Annotated in this window: 24 protein-coding genes; 19 read left to right on the top strand and 5 right to left on the bottom strand. The window is 62.0% G+C overall.

Going from position 1 to position 21836, the window contains the following annotated elements:
* The first annotated feature begins 2 nt into the window (after nt 1-2).
* Genes AAIH46_RS01075 through AAIH46_RS01060 form a run of 4 tightly spaced genes read left to right on the top strand, consistent with a single transcriptional unit; the run spans nt 3 to nt 3635 of the window.
* Nucleotides 3-1127 carry an ABC transporter ATP-binding protein gene (locus AAIH46_RS01075; protein ID WP_430303656.1) on the top strand — a complete coding sequence of 375 codons (1125 nt, stop codon included), beginning with the start codon at nt 3-5 and terminating at the stop codon, nt 1125-1127.
* Complete coding sequence (locus tag AAIH46_RS01070) at nt 1124-1954, top strand: glycerophosphodiester phosphodiesterase family protein (protein WP_430303655.1); 831 nt, start codon at nt 1124-1126, stop codon at nt 1952-1954. The genes AAIH46_RS01075 and AAIH46_RS01070 overlap by 4 nt, the downstream gene beginning before the upstream one ends.
* Before the next feature lie 23 nt (nt 1955-1977).
* The gene (locus tag AAIH46_RS01065) at nt 1978-2808 is read left to right on the top strand and encodes a glycerophosphodiester phosphodiesterase family protein (RefSeq protein ID WP_430303654.1); all 831 of its coding nucleotides are present in this window, start codon (nt 1978-1980) and stop codon (nt 2806-2808) included.
* Nucleotides 2805-3635, top strand: coding sequence for an inositol monophosphatase family protein (locus AAIH46_RS01060; protein WP_430303653.1), 831 nt, complete (start codon nt 2805-2807; stop codon nt 3633-3635). The genes AAIH46_RS01065 and AAIH46_RS01060 overlap by 4 nt, the downstream gene beginning before the upstream one ends.
* 49 nt (nt 3636-3684) lie before the next feature.
* On the opposite strand, the gene AAIH46_RS01055 is transcribed toward AAIH46_RS01060, so the two are convergent.
* Both AAIH46_RS01055 and AAIH46_RS01050 read right to left on the bottom strand, forming a co-directional pair.
* Nucleotides 3685-4287 (bottom strand): ferric reductase-like transmembrane domain-containing protein, encoded by a 603-nt coding sequence (locus tag AAIH46_RS01055; RefSeq protein WP_430303652.1) that lies wholly within the window; start codon nt 4285-4287, stop codon nt 3685-3687.
* 15 nt (nt 4288-4302) lie between these two features.
* The gene (locus tag AAIH46_RS01050) at nt 4303-4791 is read right to left on the bottom strand and encodes a twin-arginine translocation pathway signal (protein WP_430303651.1); all 489 of its coding nucleotides are present in this window, start codon (nt 4789-4791) and stop codon (nt 4303-4305) included.
* 195 nt (nt 4792-4986) lie between these two features.
* On the opposite strand from AAIH46_RS01050, the gene AAIH46_RS01045 reads away from it, so the two are divergent.
* A complete protein-coding gene (locus tag AAIH46_RS01045; protein WP_430303650.1) occupies nt 4987-5544 on the top strand; it encodes a MarR family winged helix-turn-helix transcriptional regulator in 558 nt (185 codons plus the stop codon).
* Nucleotides 5528-7219: an FAD-dependent monooxygenase gene (locus AAIH46_RS01040; RefSeq protein ID WP_430303649.1), complete on the top strand. Its 1692-nt coding sequence runs from the start codon at nt 5528-5530 to the stop codon at nt 7217-7219. The genes AAIH46_RS01045 and AAIH46_RS01040 overlap by 17 nt, the downstream gene beginning before the upstream one ends.
* Before the next feature lie 69 nt (nt 7220-7288).
* Here AAIH46_RS01040 and AAIH46_RS01035 read toward each other — a convergent pair whose 3' ends face one another.
* Complete coding sequence (locus AAIH46_RS01035) at nt 7289-7981, bottom strand: type 1 glutamine amidotransferase domain-containing protein (protein ID WP_430303648.1); 693 nt, start codon at nt 7979-7981, stop codon at nt 7289-7291.
* 115 nt (nt 7982-8096) lie between these two features.
* Between AAIH46_RS01035 and AAIH46_RS01030 the strand changes: the two genes are divergently transcribed.
* Entirely contained in the window at nt 8097-9020 is a 924-nt protein-coding gene (locus tag AAIH46_RS01030; protein ID WP_430303647.1) for a LysR substrate-binding domain-containing protein, read from the top strand.
* A gap of 36 nt (nt 9021-9056) precedes the next feature.
* Here AAIH46_RS01030 and AAIH46_RS01025 read toward each other — a convergent pair whose 3' ends face one another.
* On the bottom strand, nt 9057-9986 hold the full coding sequence (locus AAIH46_RS01025) for a LysR substrate-binding domain-containing protein (RefSeq protein ID WP_430303646.1): 930 nt from the start codon (nt 9984-9986) through the stop codon (nt 9057-9059).
* 100 nt (nt 9987-10086) lie between these two features.
* Between AAIH46_RS01025 and AAIH46_RS01020 the strand changes: the two genes are divergently transcribed.
* The 5 genes from AAIH46_RS01020 to AAIH46_RS01000 all read left to right on the top strand — a co-directional run bounded on the left by AAIH46_RS01020 (nt 10087) and on the right by AAIH46_RS01000 (nt 13272).
* Entirely contained in the window at nt 10087-10251 is a 165-nt protein-coding gene (locus AAIH46_RS01020; protein ID WP_430303645.1) for a hypothetical protein, read from the top strand.
* A 24-nt stretch (nt 10252-10275) separates the two neighbouring features.
* Nucleotides 10276-10878, top strand: a complete 603-nt coding sequence (locus tag AAIH46_RS01015; RefSeq protein WP_430303644.1) for an NADPH-dependent F420 reductase — start codon at nt 10276-10278, stop codon at nt 10876-10878.
* A 23-nt stretch (nt 10879-10901) separates the two neighbouring features.
* A complete protein-coding gene (locus AAIH46_RS01010; protein WP_430303643.1) occupies nt 10902-11291 on the top strand; it encodes a limonene-1,2-epoxide hydrolase family protein in 390 nt (129 codons plus the stop codon).
* A gap of 391 nt (nt 11292-11682) precedes the next feature.
* Nucleotides 11683-12519: an alpha/beta fold hydrolase gene (locus AAIH46_RS01005; RefSeq protein ID WP_430303641.1), complete on the top strand. Its 837-nt coding sequence runs from the start codon at nt 11683-11685 to the stop codon at nt 12517-12519.
* Between the two features lie 75 nt (nt 12520-12594).
* Nucleotides 12595-13272: a gamma-glutamylcyclotransferase gene (locus tag AAIH46_RS01000; RefSeq protein WP_430303640.1), complete on the top strand. Its 678-nt coding sequence runs from the start codon at nt 12595-12597 to the stop codon at nt 13270-13272.
* A gap of 45 nt (nt 13273-13317) precedes the next feature.
* On the opposite strand, the gene AAIH46_RS00995 is transcribed toward AAIH46_RS01000, so the two are convergent.
* The gene (locus tag AAIH46_RS00995) at nt 13318-14217 is read right to left on the bottom strand and encodes a LysR substrate-binding domain-containing protein (RefSeq protein ID WP_430303638.1); all 900 of its coding nucleotides are present in this window, start codon (nt 14215-14217) and stop codon (nt 13318-13320) included.
* 118 nt (nt 14218-14335) lie between these two features.
* On the opposite strand from AAIH46_RS00995, the gene AAIH46_RS00990 reads away from it, so the two are divergent.
* The 7 genes from AAIH46_RS00990 (at nt 14336) to AAIH46_RS00960 (ending at nt 21820) form a co-directional block, all read left to right on the top strand.
* Nucleotides 14336-15268, top strand: coding sequence for a VOC family protein (locus AAIH46_RS00990; protein ID WP_430303637.1), 933 nt, complete (start codon nt 14336-14338; stop codon nt 15266-15268).
* A 184-nt stretch (nt 15269-15452) separates the two neighbouring features.
* Nucleotides 15453-16172, top strand: coding sequence for an alpha/beta fold hydrolase (locus AAIH46_RS00985; protein WP_430303636.1), 720 nt, complete (start codon nt 15453-15455; stop codon nt 16170-16172).
* A 424-nt stretch (nt 16173-16596) separates the two neighbouring features.
* Nucleotides 16597-17286, top strand: a complete 690-nt coding sequence (locus AAIH46_RS00980) for a hydrolase (RefSeq protein WP_430303635.1) — start codon at nt 16597-16599, stop codon at nt 17284-17286.
* A 60-nt stretch (nt 17287-17346) separates the two neighbouring features.
* The gene (locus AAIH46_RS00975; protein WP_430303634.1) at nt 17347-17634 is read left to right on the top strand and encodes a XapX domain-containing protein; all 288 of its coding nucleotides are present in this window, start codon (nt 17347-17349) and stop codon (nt 17632-17634) included.
* Nucleotides 17634-19616: an amidohydrolase gene (locus AAIH46_RS00970; protein WP_430303633.1), complete on the top strand. Its 1983-nt coding sequence runs from the start codon at nt 17634-17636 to the stop codon at nt 19614-19616. The genes AAIH46_RS00975 and AAIH46_RS00970 overlap by 1 nt, the downstream gene beginning before the upstream one ends.
* A gap of 165 nt (nt 19617-19781) precedes the next feature.
* Nucleotides 19782-20225 carry a DoxX family protein gene (locus tag AAIH46_RS00965; protein WP_430304953.1) on the top strand — a complete coding sequence of 148 codons (444 nt, stop codon included), beginning with the start codon at nt 19782-19784 and terminating at the stop codon, nt 20223-20225.
* Nucleotides 20222-21820 (top strand): MFS transporter, encoded by a 1599-nt coding sequence (locus tag AAIH46_RS00960; protein WP_430303632.1) that lies wholly within the window; start codon nt 20222-20224, stop codon nt 21818-21820. Before AAIH46_RS00965 ends, AAIH46_RS00960 begins: the two co-directional genes overlap by 4 nt.
* Nucleotides 21821-21836: the final 16 nt, after the last annotated feature.

The following is a 21836-nucleotide window of genomic DNA, read 5'->3' as shown; positions in this document are numbered from 1 at the left end:
CCATGACCGCTATCGACACAGCCATTCGCGCCGCTGCGGCCGAGATCGAGCTCATCGGCGTCACCAAGTCGTATGATGCCAAGACCGTCATCATCCCGCCCATCGACGTCTCGCTGCGCCCCGGAGAGTTCACCGTCGTGCTCGGCCCGTCCGGTTGCGGCAAGTCGACGCTTCTGCAGATGATCGCCGGTCTGGAAAGGGTTTCTGGTGGCAAGATCATGATCGGCGGCCGTGAGGTGCAGGATCTGGAGCCGAAACATCGCGGTTGCGCCATGGTGTTCCAGAATTACGCGCTCTATCCGCATATGACCGTTGCGGAGAACATGGCCTACAGCCTGAAGGTCGCCGGCGTCTCCAAGCCCGAGCGGACGGAACGCGTCGGCACCGTCGCCAGGATGCTGGGGCTTGCCGATTTCCTCGCCCGCAAGCCGAGCCAGCTGTCGGGCGGCCAGCGCCAGCGCGTCGCGATCGGCCGCGCCATCATCCGTGAACCTGGCGTGTTGCTGTTCGATGAACCGCTGTCCAACCTCGATGCGCAACTGCGCCACGACATGCGCGTGGAGCTCTCCGAGCTGCATCGGCGCATTGGTGCGACCAGCGTCTTCGTTACCCACGATCAGGTGGAAGCGATGACGCTTGCCGACCGCATCCTCATCCTCAACAAGGGGCACATCGAGCAGTTCGATACGCCGAAGGCGATCTACCACAATCCGGCTTCCGTCTTCGTTGCCAAGTTCATCGGCTCGCCGCCGATGAACGTTCTGCAGGTCACGGGCGATGGGTCCACTCTGCGGCTTGCCGATGGGCAGATCGTCGGAGACTGCGCCCGCAAGGGTGAGTTCCAGCTCGGGATCCGCCCGGAAGATATCACCGTCGGCGCTGGGGGGTCGATCAAGGCTGAGGTCCGATACCGCGAAGATCTCGGCTCTCACGAGATCCTCGAGACGACGATCGCCGGGCAGAACCTGCGGATCGCCATGCCCTTCGGCGTCGAGATCGACGCGAGCCAGACGCTGTCGCTGTCCTTCCCGCAGGCGCGCCTGCATCTCTTCGACGGTGATACGGGCCGCGCCATCCCAAAGGCCTTTGCCGAGGTGCGGTCGGCATCGGTGCGAGAATACCAGTGACCTACAGGGAGTTCATTGCCGACCGGACGCGCGATTGCGCCGTGGTTGCGCATCGGGGGATCTGGCGAAAGGCGCCGGAAAACAGCTTGCCCGCAATCGAGCACGCAATATCCGCAGGCTACGATGTCGTGGAGATCGACATTCGCCGCTCCGCCGATGGTGGTCTCTTCCTTCTGCATGACGAGACGCTGGAGCGGATGGCCGATCTCGATCAGAGGCCGGAGGCGCTGGCGTCCGCCGAGCTTGCCGCCCTGCGTCTGCGTGACCGCGATGGGGGCGATGCCAATCGCTTGACGCTGGAAAGACTGCCGAGCCTCGCCGAGGTGTTCGAGCTGACCCGCGGGCGCATCTTCCTGCATCTCGATGTCAAGGAACGCCAGGTGATCCCTGATGTGATCGCTCTTGCCAAGGCAATGGGTGTCGACGGCGAGGTCGACCTCTGGTCATCGCTGAAAAGCAGCGACGACCTTTCCTGGATCCGCGAGACGATCCTGCCGCATGACGTGCTGTTCCTGGCCAAGACCCGGCTTAACGTTCCGGATGCGGCACGGCAGCTGGACCTGCTGCAGGAATTATCGCCCGCCGTCTGCGAGATCTACTTCGATAGGCTCGAGGAGCTGGAAGCGCTCCAGCCGATCACCCGAAACACCGGCATGGCCCTTTGGGTCAACACCCTCGATAGCGTCGCCTGTGCCGGCTTCACCGACACCGCAGCACTTGCCGATCCGGAAGCGGTCTGGGGGCGGCTGATCGATGCCGGCATCTCGGTCATCCAGACCGACGAGGCGGCGGCTCTCGCATCCTATCTCACGGCCCGCCGCACCTGACTACGCTGTAAGGAATACGCAAAGTGACGCACTACGTGGACTATATCTCCGACCGCAACCGCGACCCCGCCATCGTCGCCCACCGGGGCGCATGGCATGGGGCACCGGAAAACAGCCTGGCTGCCATCGAGCGTGCCATCGCGGTTGGCGCCAATGTCGTGGAACTTGACATTCGCAAGAGCGCCGATGGCGAACTCTTCATCATGCATGACGAGACGCTGCTGCGGGTGGCGGCCATCGATCGCGATGCAGAGACGTTGACGATGGCCGAGCTGCAGGCGATTGCGCTTCGCGAGGATGACGGCGGCGAGCACCGGGCGGCGACGGATCAGCGGATCCCGACCCTGAAGCAGGCACTGGAGATCATCCGCGGCCGGATCTTCGCCGACCTCGACCTGAAGGACCGCGACCTGTTTTCAGAAGTTGCCGCCTGCGCGCGCGAGATGGGTGCTGCGTCCTATGTCGACCTGAAGACGACGGTGATGACCCGCGAGGATCTGGATTGGGTCCGCGCCCAGAACATCGACGGCGTGCCGTTCATGGCGATGGCGAAGTTCACGGCGCGCGAGTTCGACAACACCATGTCCCTGCTCGGAGAGATCAGGCCGTTCATGTGCGAGATGCGCTTCGATCATCTCGATACGATCGCCCTCAACCGTCAGCGGTTCCTCGATGCCGACATGGCGCTCTGGATCAACACGCTCGACCAGGTCGGCAGCGGCGAATGGCGGGATGACAAGGCGCTGACCGATCCCGACAGCATCTGGGGCCGGTTGATGGATGCAGGCATCAGCGTCTTCCAGACCGACAGGCCGGAGGAATTGAAGGCCTATATCAAGGCCCGCCGCACATGAAGGCCGTCAGCGACGAGCTCCTCGCCAGCCTGATGAACGATATGCGCGCGGTGGCGCAGGCTGAAATCCTGCCGCGCTTTCGCGCCATCACCGCCGATGCCATCCGTGCCAAGACGGCGGCCGACGACATTGTCACCGACGCCGACATTGCAGCCGAGCGTGTGCTGGGCCAGCGGCTGGAAGGACGGCTTCCGGGCATCGTGATCGTCGGTGAAGAAGCCGTCTCCGACGATGCCTCGATCCTGTCGCGTCTCAAGGAGGCGGATCTGGCGGCTGTCATCGACCCCATCGACGGCACCTGGCATTTCGCCCACGGCACGCCGATGTTCGGCAGCATTCTCGCCATCGTCGCGGGCGGAAAAACCATTGCCGGCATAATCCATTACCCGGTCCTCGGCGATTTCCTCGTGGCCCGGCCGGGCCAGGGTGCATGGCACGTCGCGGCCGATGGAGGAGCAATGCGCCTTGCCGTAGCGGCGCCGATGCCGATTGCCGAAATGCACGGTTTCATCCCGTTGCACATGTTCAAGCCGGAACGACGCGCCGAACTGGCGCCGCGCGTTTTGAAGTTCCTGCGTGTCACGACATGGCGCTGTTCGGCGTGGGAATATCGGATGCTGGCGTCAGGCGCGATGAGCTTTGGTCTCAACGAAAGCCTGAAGCCCTGGGATCATGCCGCCGGAGTGCTGATCCACACGGAAGCGGGTGGTTATGCATCAACGCTGACCGGCGACGCCTACAGACCGACCCTTGAGAATGGCCATCTGCTGGTCGCGCCGGATAAAATTTCCTGGAAAGCCGTGCATGAAGCGCTGTCTGTCGATTGAGACCGTGGCCTGATCGAAGTCAACGAGGATCCTCGTGGGGTTCAGAAAGTCATTCCTTGGCCGGAGCGCGCCTTCTTGCACGCAGCCACGGGCTCGCTACGGCGGCCAGGGTTGCCATTATGGCAAGGCCGCAAAGCACGGCCTTCGACGTCGTGTTCATGGTCCCCTCGATCAGCATCGCGTGGACCGAGCCGCTAACCACGACGAGACTGACGAGGCTTGTGTGGCCGACGCGCCAGGAACTCGGCGAAAGGCGACGCCGCAGCAAAGACAGTAGCGCGGCTGCAAACAGCGCCCACATGGCGGCCACCCCCCACACGGAAAACGGCGTCGGCGAGCGCAACAGGAGCGCGTCGATGATGTCGGGAGGGCTGGTGATCCACAGGCCAGCGACGTGGACGACAACGGCCGCGACCAAGACCACGCCTACTCTTTGGTGAACGCGGCGGCTCCGAATGAGATGCAGACCCGGCAGCCAGCCGAGCGCGAGCAGGGGCTGCACCAGCAGGAGAGACAGAGCAAAGACGCCCGCAAAGCCGGAGGCTATATAGACCGGGTCGCGCCAGGCCAGATATTCGCTCGTCGCGGCGTGGCTGAGCGGCAAGACGAGCGCCAGCGCGAGGCCGGTCCAGATCAGCACTGCGCGGGCCATGCGCATCAAGTCGGGTCAGACCGGCTGCAGGATGAAATGCGCCTCCAGGCTCGTCACCTTCGGACTTGGCAGCAAGGGGCGGAGGAACACGGTGTCGTATTCACCGCTGTCATAGGCGAGGTGCGCATGTGCTTGACCGAGCGCCGGCACTATCTGCGGCATTTCGAGCCGAAACGCGCCATTGGCGTCGGTCAGGGTAGCGCCGTGGCTGCGCAAGTCGCGTTCGCTGCCTTCGGTCGTATGGGCCCAGATCTGAATGCGCCGACCCAGTAGCGGCGCGCCGTCTCCGGCGCGGCGCACTGTGCCCGACATCCAGAAGCCGCCGCTGCCGATACGCTCGACGATCTTGGCGCCGGGCATGTAATTGTTGGCGCCGCCGCGCATCGTCGGCGTCGCGGCGAGATCTGCGGCGCGTGCAGGCATTGCAAGGCCCGTATACCCGGCGAGCGCGAAAGCGCCGCCCGTGGCAAGCAAGGCTCGGCGTTCGAAATCGATGTCAGACATACTGATCTCCTTCTCGAGTTCAGCGATGAACTGCGTTCAAACCTACCGCTTTTTCGGCTGGCGACCAATCGTGGCGGCGAACACAACACGGCACGGTTTCGTGATGGGAGGGCGGTCGCGCTCGCCTCCCGAGGCGCGTTCAACGATGCAGGGCTGCAGGGGAAATGGCTCGCTGGCGTGGAACCGAAACCTCCAATGCGAATTGACAGCATGTTGTCCAATAGACGTCAGGTTGTCATGATTTCCGAAGACGCACAGAAAAATGTCCGCCAGCTCGTGCTCGCCGTGTTCGAGACGAACGGCCGGCTGGTGGACGCGGGCAATGCGCTCGTCCAGCCACTGGGGCTGACCACCGCATGGTGGCAGGTGCTTGGCGCGCTCGGCTACTCGCCGGTGCCGCTGCCCGTTGCCCACATCGCACGCAACATGGGGCTGACCCGGCAGGCAGTTCAGCGTGTCGCCGACCTGCTCGTCGAACGGGGCTTCGTCCGGTTTGAACCCAACCCGCATCATCGACGCGCAAAGCTTGTCGTCCTGACCCCTGCGGGCCGCGCAGCACTCAGCCAGACTGAAGCCGCAGTGCTTCCGCTCGATAGCCGGATCCTCGATCGGATCGGCAGCGAGCGTCTCGCCGCCGCCATCGCGGTTCTGAGGGACCTGAACGACGTCATCGACGAAACCTTCAGCGCGGCAGACGCCGACCCGTCCAGTCCACAGAGAGAGGAACGACATGACCATGGCACCCAAGTCTGACGGTTTCGACACCGACGTCATCATCATCGGCGCCGGACCGATCGGCCTCACCACAGCCTGTGCCCTTGCCCATCACGGCATTGCATTTCGTCTATTCGAGCAGAGGCGTCACCCGAAGCCGCACTCGCGTGCCAACAATCTGTGGTCACGACCGCAGGAGTTGCTGGCGAGCATCGGCGTCCGCGACGCACTTGCCGAGAAGTCCTATCGCATCACGCAGGTAAACACGCTTCTGAACGGACGCCCAGTGAACCCGGTCAAAATCGCCGACGTGAAAAGCCCTTATGGACCTGTTCTCTACAGCGGTCAGGATGTGATCGAGACCACGCTATCGCAACAGATCGAAAAGGCAGGTGGCAAGGTTGAGCGCGGCCGCAAGGTGGTTGGCTTCGAACAGGATGCGGAGGGCGTTCTGGTGACGATCGCGACCGTCAGCGACGATGATGACCATCATCTGGAAGGGACGACTGAGCGATTGCGATGCCGCTACCTCATCGGCGCCGATGGCCATGCGGGCTTTGTGCGGAAGGAGCTGGGGCTCGATTTCGAGCTCGAGAAACTGCCTCACGTGATCAACCGGCAGCTCGATGCCAAGCTGAGCTGGCGCCGCTCGACAGACTTCGACCATTTGTGGTTCTTCTACTACCACCGCGGCTTTTGTGGCGTGCTGCCGGTCTGGGAAGGCTATCATCGTCTGTTCTTGCTGTCCGACGACACGCGTATTCCCGACCGTGACCTGACGCTCGAAGAGATGCAGGCGATCGCGCGGGAGGTGACAGGCGATGTGTCTCTGACCCTCACCGACCCGGTCTGGCTGACCCACAGCCGCTTCCAGCATGGCGCTGCAGAGCACTACTCCAAGGGACGGGTGTTCCTCGTCGGCGACGCCGGTCACGAGTCGCTGCCGGCCGGCGGACAAGGCATGAATTCCGGCCTCCACGATGCGGTCGGCATCGCCTGGCGGCTGGCCATGGCGCTGAACGGCCGCGGTGCGCCGACCCTGCTGGATTCCTACGGTGCCGAACGTGGTGGCGAGCATCGCCGGCTCGACGGACAGCAGGTCCGCGGCTTCGAGAACAGCGTGTATCGCGGAACCATCAAGGATGCGGCCTTCGATCTCGCCGCGCGCTTCCTGCCGGACATCGGCGCGCTGATCCAGGGCAGCGACGATCTTCAACAATTGTCCGTGGCCTATCCGGAGAGCCCGCTGAACGAGGATCATCTGACCGGTCTTGCGGATCTGGTCGGGCAGGCCGCGCCGAAGGCGGGTGATCGGGCACCGGATGCCAAGCTCATTGCGCCGGATGGAAGCTCGACGACTTTGTTCGACCATCTCTACAATCCCGACGGCCACAGTTGGGGCTGGACGCTTCTGGCCTTCGATGGGCGAGACGCCGATGCCATCAGCGCACTGCGGGCTGCCTGCGGAGAGGTGCAGGACTGGCACTTCGTGCGCCCCAGGTTGGTGCTCGGAGCGGCCATGGCGATCGAACACGACCCGGCTTCTCTGTCAGACCTCGATAACGAAGCACACTCCGCCTACGGCCTCAGCGCTGCTGTGCTGGTTCTGATCCGGCCGGACGGGCACATAGCCTATCGCGGGACTGCAGATCGGCCCGACAGCTTGCGTGCATATTGCGAGAAGGTGTTCGGCCCGGCGGCTGCACCGATGTGATTCTGGGCGAGCGGAGCTGCGAGGTGAAGGAGGGCGCCGGCTCTGGGACGGCGCCCTCCGCGACCGCCCTCAGGCGGCCTGATCTGCACGAAGCGTACTTATCAGAATGCCGGCGGTCTCGACGGACGAGCCGGGGTTCTGGCCGGTGATCAGCAGGCCGTCCTGGAGCGCGTAGGAGGACCAGTCCGCGCCGCTGGAATAGACGCCGCCGTTCTGCTTCAGCATGTCCTCGACGAGGAAAGGCACGACGTTTGTCAGGCCGACGCCGTCTTCTTCCGTGTTCTTGAAGCCGGTGACTTGCTTGCCCTGAACCAGAGGGCTTCCGTCGACCGCCTTGACGTGGCGCAAGACGCCCGGGGCGTGGCAGACGAAGGCGACCGGCTTGCCCGATCGGTACAGGGCTTCGATAAGCGCGATCGAGGTCTTGTCTTCCGCCAGATCCCAGAGAGGACCATGGCCGCCGGGATAGAAGACACCGTCAAAATCCTCAGGCGAAATCGAAGCGAGCGGCACGGTTGAAGCGAGCACAGCCTGTGCTGCCGGATCGGCATGAAAGCGCCGCGTCTGCTCCGTCTGAAAGCCTGGCTCGTCGCTCTTCGGGTCGAGCGGCGGCTGCCCACCCTTCGGCGATGCGACGGTGACATGGGCGCCGGCTTCGAGGAAGGCGTAGTACGGGGCGGCAAACTCCTCCAGCCAGAAGCCGGTCTTGCGGCCCGTGTCTCCAAGCTGGTCATGCGAGGTGAGAACCATCAGGATGTTCATTTGGCTGATCCTTTCGATCTGTCCGACTGTTCGGATGAAGTGATCATGCCTGTCGGCGCTGTATTTATGAAATTTATCTTCTTGATTTCAGATATGCATTTGGCAATATGGCTCGATGAAGTACGACCTGAACCTGCTGCCTGTCTTCCTGACCATGATGGACGAGCGCAATGTCACGCGCGCGGCCGAGCGACTGGGGATGACGCAGCCGGCTCTCTCCAATGCCCTCAATCGTCTTCGCGAGACGCTGCGCGATCCGCTGTTCGTCCGCGAGCGCTACGGCATGAGGCCGACGCAGATGGCCGAAGAGCTTGCGCCGGTCGTTCGCACAGCACTTTCGAGCCTCGACGAGGCGATTGGTGGTCAGCAGACATTCGATCCCGCGCTGGCAACCCGGCAGTTCACCATCGCGCCCAACAGCTATGTCGAGTTCGTGCTGATGCCGTTGATCGTCGCGCGGCTGCGGGAGCTTGCGCCGGGGATCAGGCTGCGCCTCACGCCGTTCGGCAATGACCTGGTCGAGACGGGCGCCGTCTCAGGCGCAACCGAGATGGTGCTTGGCAGGATCGTCGATCCTCCTGACAATATGGTCGTGCAGCATCTCATGGACGATGGGCTGGCCTGCGTGGTGCGGAAGGATCATCCGGAGGTCGGTGACAGCCTGTCCCAGGAGCAGTATGAACGCATGAAGCACGTCAACGTGCTTCCGCCCGGTCGGATGCGAGTGGGCCTGTTCCAGGCACTTCAGCAGCAGGGACTGAAGCGTGACGTTGCCGTCTCGGTGACGCATTTTCTGGCCGTCCCGGAGATGGTCGCCGTCAGCGATTACTGCGCGACTTTGCCACGCCTGATCTGCCAGCGCCTGGCACGGGACGAAAGGTTGAAGGTGCTGCCGGCACCGGTCGATCTGGGTACGTTTCCGGTCGAGCTTGCCTGGCATGTCCGCTACCGCAGCGACCCGGCACATCGGTGGCTGCGCTCCTTGATCGCCGACGTGGCGAAGGAGCATGATCTTCCTCTGTCAGCGGATCAGACTTGATTGCGGCTGCACATGAGGCGGCGGCAATGAGGGCATCTAACCCAGACTTCCAGCGAAACGCTCGGCATATCTCTCCCGCTGAAACGCCTCGGCGATGAAGTCGACGAACACGCGGGTCTTTGAGGGAAGCATGGTCCGGTTGGCGTAGTAGATCGAGATAGGGCCAGCATCTGCCCACCATCCTGGCAGAAGCCGGATGAGTTCTCCTCGCTCCAGATAGGGCAGGGCGTCCGGCTTGGCGATCATCGTGACGCCAAGCCCGAGCAGCGCCGCCGCCCGCATGGCAGCGGGATCGTTGACCACCAGCGTCTGCTTAAGGTCGATCGACTGCTCAAGCCCATCGACATTGCGCATCTGGCGCTGGGTAATGCGACCGGTACGCAACGACCTCATGACGATGCCGTCGAGACCGGTCAGCCCGGCGGGATCGGCCGGTGTCGGCCGCATGCGCATGTAGGCAGGCGAGGCGACCGCGACGAGATGCGCGGGCGCAAGCGTACGCGACACGATGCCCTGGGCAAGATCGAAGCCGCCGCCGATCGCGGCGTCATAGCCTTCCGCGACCAGATCCACCGGCCGGTTCTCGAACATCCATTCCGGACGGATCAGTGGATACCGCGTCATGAACTCCGGCAGCATTGGCAAAATATAGGCTATCCCGAAGGTCGGCCCCATACTGATCTTCAACACGCCGGCTGGCTGGTGGCTGTCACTGGACGCCTCGGCCATCGCCGTCTGGAGGTTTTCCAGGCTGTCGCGAACAGAGAGCAGCAGGCGTTCCCCGGCCTCTGTCATCGTCAGGCTGCGCGTACTGCGCTGGAAGAGGCGCGTGCCAAGAGCAGCCTCCAGTGCCGCGACATTGCGGCTGACCGCGGCGGGTGTGAGACCGAGATGTCGAGCCGCGGCGGAGAACCCGCCAAGCTCGGCGCTTCGTACGAAGGAATGCAAGTTGGAAAGACTGTCCATGGGGCGCCTTCAAGCTTTGCTTGAAGGTCATACCGCGGATTCACCGCTAATCAAGAAGCAATAAACGATCCATCTTCACTCCATGAACGGAAGCGAACGGATGTCATTCAGCCCGGTGCCATCAACGGGCATGGATGCTGAAGATGGGGTCTTCGCGGAGACGCTGAAGAACCTCGCTGTCGCTTTCCTCGTCGGTCCGGACGCCGGCTACATCACCGGCGCCACGCTCACGGTCGATGGCAGTCCGCCTGGATCTTGCCCCTAACCAGAACTGAAAAGGAGAACCACCATGACAAGTATCGGTATCATCGGCGCTGGGAACATTGGCGCAGCCTTTGCAAGGGCGCTCGCACGCAACGGCATTGCAGCGACGATCGCCAACAGCCGTGGCCCGGAAAGTCTCTCCGGCCTGGCTGCTGAGCTCGCACCACACATTTCGGCCGGAACGATCCAGGCAGCAGCGCAGGCCGACATCGTCCTCATTGCCGTGCCTTGGTCGAAGCTTCAGGCCGCCCTGTCGGGTCTGCCTCATTGGGGTGGCCGGATTGTCATTGATGCGAACAACCCGATCGAGGCACCGCTGTTCAAGCCGGCGGAGCTGAATGGCCGTCTGTCGACGGAGATCGTGACCGGTCTCGTGCCTGGCGCACGCGTGGTGAAGGCCTTCAACCATCTGTCTCCGGCTCTCGTCGCGGCAGACCCGCGCGCGGAAGGCGGAGAGCGCGTGTTGTTCTATTCCGGCGATGATGCCGCGGCCAAGGCAGGCGTGGCGGCGCTGATCGGCAGGCTCGGATTTGCGGGAATTGATCTCGGCCCGATCTCGATCGGTGGAAAGCTCACCCAATTTCCCGGCGGGGCGCTGCCGGCGATCAACTTCGTGAAATTCGCCTGAAGCCCGGCGCTGGAGATCAAGCCATGACCAACGATCCAATCTCGATCGCGAATGCCTTCTTCAGTCACTGGACCGCCAACCGCATTGACGACGCACTGGCATTGCTAGCCGACGATGTCCTCTACGACAATGTGCCGTTCCCCGATATCGTAGGCCGGGAAAATGTCCGCAAGTTCCACCATGACTTCGGCGTCGGGACGTCCTTCACTGTCGACTGGACCGTGACCCACATTGCAGCAACGGGCAATGTCGTACTCAATGAGCGGGTGGATATCTTCAGGCATGCGAGCGGCGGCATGATCACGCTGCCGGTCATGGGAACGCTCACCATCGAAGACGGCTCTATCAAGGTGTGGCGCGACTACTTTGATCCGGCTGACTTCGACAGGCAGCTCGCTGGGCTGACGAGGTAACGAGCAAGCAGGCGCCGCCCATCCGGATGGATCCTTCTGTCCCGAGAGGGAGCTGAGCGCTGAATCCAAACTGCTTTCCTCTGGCTGCACATGCTCGGGTTCACGCACCCGTTCATGCACACCAAATCTATTGTTGCACTGAGCGCAATGGAATGCGGATTATCAATGCAATTGCGGCTCGGGGGTTCGACTGCGAGTATCTCCCTATCAGACGGACACAACGTCACCTGATGAACATTGCAGGAGAGGCACCATGACCGAGAATTTATACCCCCTGAGCCGCCGCACCGTCCTGCTCTCTGGAGCTGCAGCGGCCACAGCAACCGTATTTCCGACCACTTTCGCGCAAGCAGCATCCGCTGCCGCAAACTCCGATGAAGGGACCAGGACAATGGGCACGATCACGACAAACGACGGCGTTGAAATCTTCTACAAGGACTGGGGTTCGAAGGACGCTCAACCGATCATGTTCCATCATGGCTGGCCGCTTTCGTCAGACGACTGGGATGCGCAGATGCTGTTCTTCGTCGGCAAGGGTTATCGCGTCATCGCCCATGACCGTCGTGGTCACGGCCGCTCTGCCCAGGTATCGGACGGTCACGACATGGACCACTACGCTGCGGACGCCTTTGCCGTCGTCGAGGCGCTCGATCTGAGGAACGTCGTCCACATCGGCCATTCCACCGGTGGCGGCGAAGTTGCACGCTATGTTGCCAAGCACGGTCAGCCATCCGGGCGCGTCGCCAAGGCAGTCCTGGTCAGCGCCGTGCCGCCGCTGATGCTGGAGACGGCGTCCAACCCTGGTGGCCTGCCGATGGACGTTTTCGATGGTATCCGCCAAGGCGTTGCCGAGAACCGCGCGCAGTTGTTCATCGATTTCCCGACAGGCCCCTTCTATGGGTTCAATCGGCCCGATGCGAAGGTCTATCCCGGCGTCATCCAGAATTGGTGGCGGCAGGGCATGATGGGCAGCGCCAAGGCCCATTACGATGGCATCAAGGCGTTTTCCGAGACAGACCAGACGGAAGACTTGAAGGCGATCACTGTTCCGGTGCTGGTGATGCATGGCGACGACGACCAGGTTGTTCCCATCGACAATGCCGGCAAGCTGTCCGTCAAGCTCGTCCAGAACGGCACGCTGAAGGTCTATCCCGGCTATCCGCACGGCATGCTGACAACCCATGCAGATGTCTTGAATGCGGACCTGCTGACCTTCATCCAAAGCTAAACCTCCCCAAGGATGGCCGCGACAGGTGACTGTCGCGGCCACCTTTGATCCTTGCGACAACGTTTTGAGACCATGATGCAGCTGACCCGCGAGCTTGTTGCCCTGACGATCAGGGACATCCGCGACGATGGACCGGAGCCGGGCTGGACGCCGCTGTCCGACAAGGAACTGGATGCGATCGTCGAAAGTATCGAAGGCGAGGCGGGTAGCGATCCCCTGCTGATCTTCGCCTATGGTTCGCTGATCTGGAACCCGGAGTTTGAGCCGGTCGACCGGCATCGCGCCACGGCTTACGGATGGCACAGATCCTTTTCCCTCAAAATCGAGCGGTGGCGGGCAACCAGCGACGCGCCGGGCTTGATGATGGCGCTGGAGCGCGGCGGTCAATGCGACGGGATCGTGTTCGAGCTTTCGGCCGAGCGGCGGCGTCAAGATCTACGCGCGCTCGTTGCGCGCGAGATCAAATATCGGGAGGTGAAGCACATGGTGCGGTGGCTGTCCGTCCGGACCGAAAGTGGCACCCGCAGGGCTTTGACCTTCTGGGCGAGCACCAAGCGGCTCGGTCTGACCAATCCGCTGCCGGCAGAACAGGCATCCTCACTGATCGCAACGGCCTGCGGCCAGGGAGGCTCCTGCGCCGAGTATCTTCACAAGACGGTCGTCGACCTCCAGGCGGAGGGTATACGCGACCGCAATTTGTGGCGCCTGCAAGCCCTGGTCGCCGAGGACATCATCGCGCGCAAAAGGGCATGAGATCGGGCTCTGTTGATTACGCGTAGCAGGCTTTTGAAGGCCGTCTCAGTCCAGCATCACCATATGCGACGCCACCTGTTCTTCGAAGAACTTTGAGAATGAGGCAATGCGGGGCGGCAGCGCCTGGTACGGCGGATAGTAGAGCGTCAACCAGAGATCCGGCGGCGCCCAACCCTGCAGGACGTGAACCAGCCGTCCTGTCCTCAGGTGTTCCGAAATGTGAAATCCCGGCAGCATCGCGACACCGGCGCCATCGGCGGCCATGTCAGCGAGAACCTCGCCACTGTTGGCGCTAAACGCCTGGCCGGCCGGGATTGTCATGCTCGCCCCGCCATCCGACAGAACCCAGTTCTCCTGCCGGCTTTCGCCGCTATAGGCAAGGCAGTCGGCAGGCTTCAGTTCACTTGGATGCTGCATGTCGACGAACCGGCTGCCTGGTGCTGCAACGAGAATGCGCGGGACGACGCGGATCTTGCGCCAGATCGTGAACTTGTCCGATGGCTGGGAGGAGATGCGGATCGCCAGGTCATAGTCGTCATCGACAATATTCACGAGACCGTCCGACAGCGAAATCTCGAAGCTCATCTTCGGGTAGAGCTCCCGGAAGCCGGACAGGATCGGTTGCAGCACCGCCTTGCCGAACCAGGTCGGCGCGCTGATCCTCAGACGGCCCTGGTCCGCCTTGTGGGCGTTGCGGACATCCTTGCGGGCACTTTCGAGCGCCTCCACCGCCGGCTGGATCTGAGCGGCAAAAACCGCACCATCCGTCGTCAGCGATACCTGCCGTGTGGTTCGAACGAAAAGCTGAACACCGAGGTCATCCTCCAATGCCGCGATTGCGCGCGTCACGGCGGCGGCTGTCATGTTCAGTTCGCGCGCGACCTGCGCGAAATTGCGCTTCTCGGCAGCCAGCAGGAAAGTTTTCAGAACCTTGTAGTCGTTCATCTCAATTGTTTCACCGAGAGCAATTCATTCGACAGTAATATTGCAATTCTGCAGCGCGATCAACCCGGCTAAATCTCTGTCCAACGAAACGCAACGACAGCGCAGAAAGACAAGGGCCATGATCAAGGATATCAAAGGACTGCATCACATCACCTCCATGGCGTCTGATGCACGGCAGAACAACAGGTTCTTCACCGAAACGCTCGGCCTTCGCCGCGTGAAGAAGACCGTCAACTTCGACGATCCGGGCGTCTACCATCTCTATTACGGTGATGAAGACGGCACGCCCGGCACCGTCATGACCTATTTTCCCTTCCCGAACATGATGCCAAACCGTCCGGGTGTCGGCGAGGTTGGCGAGACGCAATTTGCGGTTCCCAAGGGTGCGCTTTCCTTCTGGAAGGATCGCTTTGTGGCGCAAGGCGTCGGCGGGATCGCCAGCGATACCGTGTTTGGCGCCAACCGCCTGCGGTTCAATGGTCCTGACGGCGACGGGTTCGCTCTGGTCGAAACGGCTGACGACACCCGTTCCGCCTGGACCGGCGAAGGCGTGCCCGAGGATGTTGCCATCCGCGGCTTTTCGGGAGCGCGCTTCAACCTGCACGAAACGGCTGCCACCGCAGAGCTTCTCGGCTTCATGGGGTATGAGCGGGCCGCGACGGAAGGCGATGTCACCCGGTTCATCATCCCTGGCGGCAATGGTGCCGATACGATCGACCTGGCTGCCCTGCCAAGCACGCCATTTGCCCGGCAGGGCGCCGGCTCCGTTCATCACATCGCTTTTGCCGTCGACAACCGGGAAAAGCAGCTCGAGGTGCGCAAGGCGCTGATGGATACGGGCTACCAGGTGACCCCGGTCATCGACCGCGATTACTTCTGGGCGATCTATTTCCGCACGCCGGGCGGCATCCTGTTCGAGATCGCCACCAATGAGCCCGGCTTCAATCGGGATGAAGACACGGCGCATCTCGGTGAGGCACTGAAACTGCCGAGCCGCTATGAAAACTTCCGCGATGAGATCGAGGCCAATCTCGAGCCGCTCGCTGCATAGAGAGACCCTCTAGCCCGAACGACGAACCCGTCCTTGGACACGGCTGCCTTTACTGGTCAGCCGACCGCCGGAGGCTGGTCGCCGAGCGGCACATTCCCAGGGTTTTTCCCGAATTTTCTCGCTGTAGCTCTGACGGCCGAGCGCCTGAAGGCCAGCACGCCTCAAACAATCAAGGAGATTGATCATGGACATGTCTTCATCGCACAAGGCCACCGCTGTTCTCGTTCACGGTGCATGGGCCGACGGTTCCAGCTGGCGCCGGGTCATCCGGTTGCTTTTGGAGAAGGGCATTGATGTCGTCGCTGTCCAAAACCCGACCACCTCGCTGGCCGATGACGTTGCTGCCACGCAGCTGGTGCTTGATGCAATCAAGGGACCGGTCGTGCTGGTCGGCCATAGCTGGGGCGGTACCGTCATCACGGAAGCTGGTACCGATCCGAAGGTGAAAGCCCTGGTCTACGTCGCTGCCTTCGCCCCGGACGCCGGACAATCAACCGGCGATCAGGTGGGTGCTCACGAAGCCCCTCCGGGCCTCGGCGGCGTCACCGATATCGGCAACGGCAAGCTCATGATGAGTGTCGAAAGCTGGATCAGCAACGTTGCTCAGGACCTTCCAGAAAGCGAGGCGAGACTGCTCGCGGCCGTGCAGACGCCGCTTGGCCTGCCAACCTTCAATGACAAGGTGACCCAAACGGCCTGGTCGGACAGACCGACATTCTACGTCGTCTCCAGCGACGACCGTGCGGTCAGCGTCGAGTTGCAACGTCAGCTCGCCGTCAAAATGAAGGCAAGGACAACCGAGCTTCAAGTGAGCCACATGTCGTTGCTCTCGGCTCCGGCAGCGGTGGCCGAGGTGATCTCCGACGCAGTGATGAGCGTGTCTGACGAGCGCGCCGCGGTCTGACAGCCTGCGGGTTCATCCGGTTCGTCTTCGGGTGTCGGTCGGCGGGTACGGCGCAAATGATCATCCGCCAAACTCGCCACCGCTCGAGCTGCAGACAGCTGATTTGAACAAGACCAGCAGTGCCCGTTGTGGTGAGTTTCGCAGCGATCGATCCGGAACTGACCCTCGCGAAATGGTCACTCGCAGAGATATGAACAATGCCGCGATAATTGCCAAAGTCGCAATGCAATGAGAATGAATGTTGCAATTCTACAGGGTGCAGAAGTGCTTTAGGTTTCATTTCAGCAGTCGAGACAACGTGTTGACGAGACATCGATTTCGGACCTGCCACACGCCGCCCTTCACGCGCGCCAGGACATAGTGTCCGGCTGCTCGACCAACCTGCCGCATCGACGCGGTCCAAACAGCCAGAGAGGAACTGACAATGTCCAAGCTCGAAGTCCTGACCCCCGCCAACAGCCAGCTCATTTTCATCGACCAGCAGCCGCAGATGGCATTTGGTGTCCAGTCCATCGATCGCCAGACCTTGAAGAACAACGTCGTCGGACTCGCCAAGGCTGCCAAGATCTTCAACATTCCGACGACAATCACCACTGTCGAAACCGAGAGCTTCTCCGGCAACACCTTTCCGGAACTTCTGGCAGTCTATCCGGAAAACGACATCCTCGAGCGGACCTCGATGAACTCGTGGGATGACCAGAACGTCCGTGATGCGCTCGCCAGGAATGCAGCGGCCGGCCGCAAGAAGATCGTCGTCTCCGGCCTGTGGACGGAAGTCTGCAACACGACCTTCGCGCTCTCCGCTCTGCATGACGTTCCCGACTACGAGATCTACATGGTCGCCGATGCATCCGGCGGCACGTCTTCCGATGCCCACAAATACGCGATGGATCGCATGGTGCAGGCTGGCGTCATCCCCGTCACCTGGCAGCAGGTTCTGCTCGAATGGCAGCGCGACTGGGCTCGGAAGGAAACCTACGATGCGGTTACCGCCCTGGTGAAGGAACATTCCGGCGCCTACGGCATGGGCATCGATTACGCGGTGACGCACGTCCATGGCGGCCAGGAACGCGTCACGCATGGCAAGCGCATCGGCCCGAACCCTGCAAAGTAAGCCTGATAGACCGCTCCGATCGTTCATCGGAGCGGCTTCCATCTCTCCAGGAGGTTTCTCATGAAAATCTATCTTCTGTCTCTCGGCGCCGGATTGCTGGTCGGCATCGTCTACAGCCTGCTCAATGTTCGCTCGCCGGCGCCGCCGGTCATCGCGCTTGTCGGCCTGCTGGGCATTCTCGTCGGCGAACAGATCATTCCGCTTGCCAAGTCTCTGTGGAGCAAGGAGCCTGCAACCGTTTCCTGGCTCCACCAGGTGAAGCCACATATGTTCGGCCATTTGCCGAAGGGTGCCAAGCCTGCCGAGACTGCCCGCCGCACGGAAACGAAGGCGCAGGAGCGGAGCTGATGACGACGCGTCGGACCTTCATCGGAGCAGCCTCAAGCCTGGCAATCTCCAACCTCTTCTCGCGGGCTCATGCCGCCGATCCCAACCAGACCGGAGTAGACACCATGCATCCAGATCTGATCCTCCATAACGGACGCTTCACGACCCTTGACCGCACCAGGCCGACCGCAACCGCCGTTGCCGTCAAGGACGGGCTGTTTCTGGAGGTCGGCGCCGATAGCGACATCATGGCTCTGGCAGGAGCCGACACGACGATCATCGATCTCAAGGGAAAGCGCGTTCTGCCCGGCCTGATCGACAATCATACCCACGTCATTCGCGGTGGGCTCAACTACAATATGGAGCTGCGCTGGGACGGCGTCCGCTCACTGGCAGACGCGATGGATATGCTCAAGCGGCAGGTGGCGATCACGCCGGCCCCTCAATGGGTGCGCGTCGTTGGCGGTTTCACCGAGCACCAGTTTGCCGAAAAGCGCCTGCCGACGATCGAGGAGATCAACGCGATCGCACCGGATACGCCGGTCTTCCTCCTGCACCTCTATGACCGGGCGCTGTTGAATGGCGCGGCGCTTCGAGCCGTGGGTTACACGCGCGAGACGCCCAATCCGCCCGGTGGCGAGATCACCCGCGATGCCAACGGCACTCCAACGGGTCTGCTGCTCGCCAGGCCGAACGCTGGAATTCTGTATTCGACGCTCGCGAAGGGGCCGAAGCTTCCCCTCGACTACCAGGTCAACTCGACCCGTCATTTCATGCGCGAACTGAACCGCCTGGGCGTCACTGGCGTCATCGATGCCGGCGGTGGTTTCCAGAACTATCCGGACGATTACGAAGTCATCCAGAAACTGTCCGACGATGGGCAGATGACGGTCCGGCTTGCCTACAACCTGTTCACCCAGAAACCCAAGCAGGAAAAGGAGGATTTCCTCAACTGGACGTCGTCCGTCAAATACAAGCAGGGCAACGACTATTTCCGTCACAACGGGGCAGGGGAGATGCTTGTCTTTTCCGCGGCCGACTTCGAGGACTTCCGTCAGCCTCGCCCGGAAATGGCCCCGGAAATGGAGGGCGAACTCGAGGAAGTCGTGCGGGTTCTGGCCGAGAACCGTTGGCCGTGGCGTTTGCACGCCACCTATGACGAGACGATCTCGCGTGCGCTCGACGTCTTCGAGAAGGTCAACAAGGATATTCCGCTCGAAGGCCTGAACTGGTTCTTCGATCACGCGGAAACCATCTCCGACCGTTCGATCGACCGTATTGCAGCGCTGGGCGGCGGTATCGCCACGCAGCATCGCATGGCCTATCAGGGCGAATATTTTGCCGAGCGTTACGGCCACGGCGTTGCCGAAGCCACCCCGCCAATCGCCAGGATGCTGGACAAGGGCGTCCATGTATCGGCCGGCACGGATGCCACCCGCGTGGCCTCCTACAATCCCTGGGTCTCGCTGTCCTGGATGGTGACCGGCAAGACCGTGGGCGGCATGCAGCTCTACCCACGCGCCAACTGCCTCGACCGCGAGACAGCACTGCGGATGTGGACCGAAAAGGTGACCTGGTTCTCCAACGAGGAGGGCAAGAAGGGCCGTATCGAGAAGGGCCAGTTCGCCGATCTCATCGTGCCGGACAAGGATTTCTTCTCCTGCGCGGAGGACGAAATCTCGTTCCTGACTTCGGAACTGACCATGGTCGGCGGCAAGATCGTCTTTGGAGCGGGTGACTTCAAAACGCTCGACGAAAACGACGTACCCCCGGCAATGCCTGACTGGTCGCCGGTGCGCAAGTTCGGCGGTTATGCAGCCTGGGGCGAACCGGAGGGTGCAGGTGCCCGCTCGCTGCGGCGCACGGCAATCTCGACTTGCGGCTGCGCGAGCGATTGCGGCGTGCATGGTCACGACCATGCGGGAGCCTGGACGTCGAAGCTGCCGATCGCCGATCTGAAGGGCTTCTTTGGCGCTCTCGGCTGCTCCTGCTGGGCGGTCTAGAACCCACGCCAACTCGGGCGGCTCTACCGCCCGAGTCTCTCAAAGTTACAAAAATCGCAACTATATAGCAATTATTGATGCAATTGCTGGGTGGTCGATAGCCAGCCAATATCGCTCCATCAAACACCGACGCCCGATCAGATCGGCGATCACCAAGGAGCAGATATGACCCATCCATCCGAACGATCGAATCCAGCCCTGAGTGCCCTGGCCCATGTCGTCAGCTCTCCTGCTGCGCGAACGCTCTCGCTGCTCGCTCTCTGCGCGGCATATATCCAGGGGCCGCTCACCAAGATCTTCGACTTCAATGGCGCGCTCGCCGAGATGGATCATTTTGGTCTTCACCCGGCCGCCGTCTTTGCAGTCACCGTCATCGCCTTCGAGCTTGCAGCCTCGGCGATGGTGGTTTCGGGCTTCCTGCGGTGGGCAGGCGCACTGGCGCTGGCAGGGTTTACGCTTTTCGCAACCCTTCTCGCCCTTCGCTTCTGGGAAATGGCACCCGGCATGGACCGCATGATGACGACCAACGCCTTCTTCGAACACCTCGGTCTGGCGGGCGCGTTTGTCTTCGTCGCCGCATTCGATCTCACCAAGGGGGCAGGCAAATGAGTGCGACGAAAACCTCCGGGGGCACTTTTGCCCCTCTCGCACAGCCCGTGTTCGCGGTCCTGTGGATTGCAACGGTTCTCGGCAATACCGGAAGCTTCATGCGCGATGTTGCCAGCTCCTGGCTGATGACCGACCTTTCGGCATCGCCGGCGGCGGTCGCCATGGTCCAGGCTGCGGGAACTCTTCCCATCTTCCTGCTCGCCATTCCATCCGGTGTTCTGACCGACATCCTGGATCGCCGCAAATTCCTGATCGCGGTCCAGCTCCTGCTCGCATCGGTGAGTATCTCGCTCATGGTCCTGTCTCACACCGGAATGCTGTCAGTCAGCGCCCTGATCGGCCTGACCTTCCTTGGCGGTATTGGTGCCGCGCTGATGGGACCCACCTGGCAGGCGATCGTCCCGGAACTGGTAAAGCGGGAGGATGTCAAAAGTGCCGTTGCGCTCAACTCGCTCGGCATCAATATTGCCCGCTCTATCGGACCTGCCGCCGGAGGGCTTCTTCTGGCTGCCTTCGGGGCCGGCATCACCTACGGCGCGGACGTCGCAAGCTATCTCTTCGTCATCGCCGCGCTGGTCTGGTGGCCGCGCGCCAAGAATGCCAATGATGCACTTCAAGAGAACTTCTTCGGTGCGTTCCGCGCGGGTCTCCGCTACACGCGCTCGAGCAGGCCGTTGCATGTCGTGCTTCTGCGGGCTGCAGTCTTCTTCGCATTTGCCAGTGCGGTCTGGGCTCTTCTTCCGCTCGTTGCCCGACAATTGCTCGGTGGTGATGCCAGCTTCTACGGCATCCTGCTTGGTGCGGTCGGCGCAGGCGCGATCGGCGGAGCACTCGTCATGCCAAAGCTGCGCGAACGCCTCACCTCGGACGGTCTGCTTCTCGGCGCAGCGCTGGTCACAGCGGCCGTCATGGGCATCCTCTCTCTCGCCCCGCCGAAGATCGTGGCCTTTGTCGCTCTTCTCTTCCTCGGCGGTGCCTGGATCACCGCACTGACGACGCTCAATGGTGCAGCGCAGTCGGTGCTTCCAAACTGGGTGCGCGGTCGCGGTCTTGCCGTCTATCTGACGGTCTTCAACGGCGCGATGACGGCAGGCAGCCTCGGCTGGGGTGCTGTTGGCGAAGCGGTTGGAATTCAGACGACCTTGCTCATCGGTGCATTCGGCTTGCTCATTGCAGGGTTGATCATGCACCGGGTCAAGCTTCCGGCGGGTGACGCAGACATGGTGCCGTCCAACCACTGGCCAGAGCCGCTGGTCGCCGAACCTGTTGCCCATGACCGCGGTCCGGTTCTCATCCTGATCGAGTACAGGGTCGAGAAAGAGCATCGCTCAGCCTTCCTGCGCGCGATCGACCACCTGTCTCATGAACGCCGCCGCGATGGCGCCTATGGCTGGGGTATCACCGAAGATTCCGCGGATCCGGAAAAGATCGTCGAGTGGTTCATGGTGGAATCCTGGGCCGAACACCTTCGCCAGCACAAGCGCGTCTCCAATGCCGACGCCGACCTGCAGGGCAAGGTTCTCGCCTACCACGCAGGCCCGGAAAAACCTGTCGTTCGCCATTTCCTCACGATCAACAGGCCGGGAGCGGCTTGAGCGGATGCAAAAGACA

This window comes from Rhizobium sp. 0TCS1.26 (assembly GCF_050455525.1).
Taxonomy (GTDB): domain Bacteria; phylum Pseudomonadota; class Alphaproteobacteria; order Rhizobiales; family Rhizobiaceae; genus Neorhizobium.
Note: the sequence above shows the minus strand (reverse complement) of the source record. Positions and strands in the feature narration are given on the sequence as shown.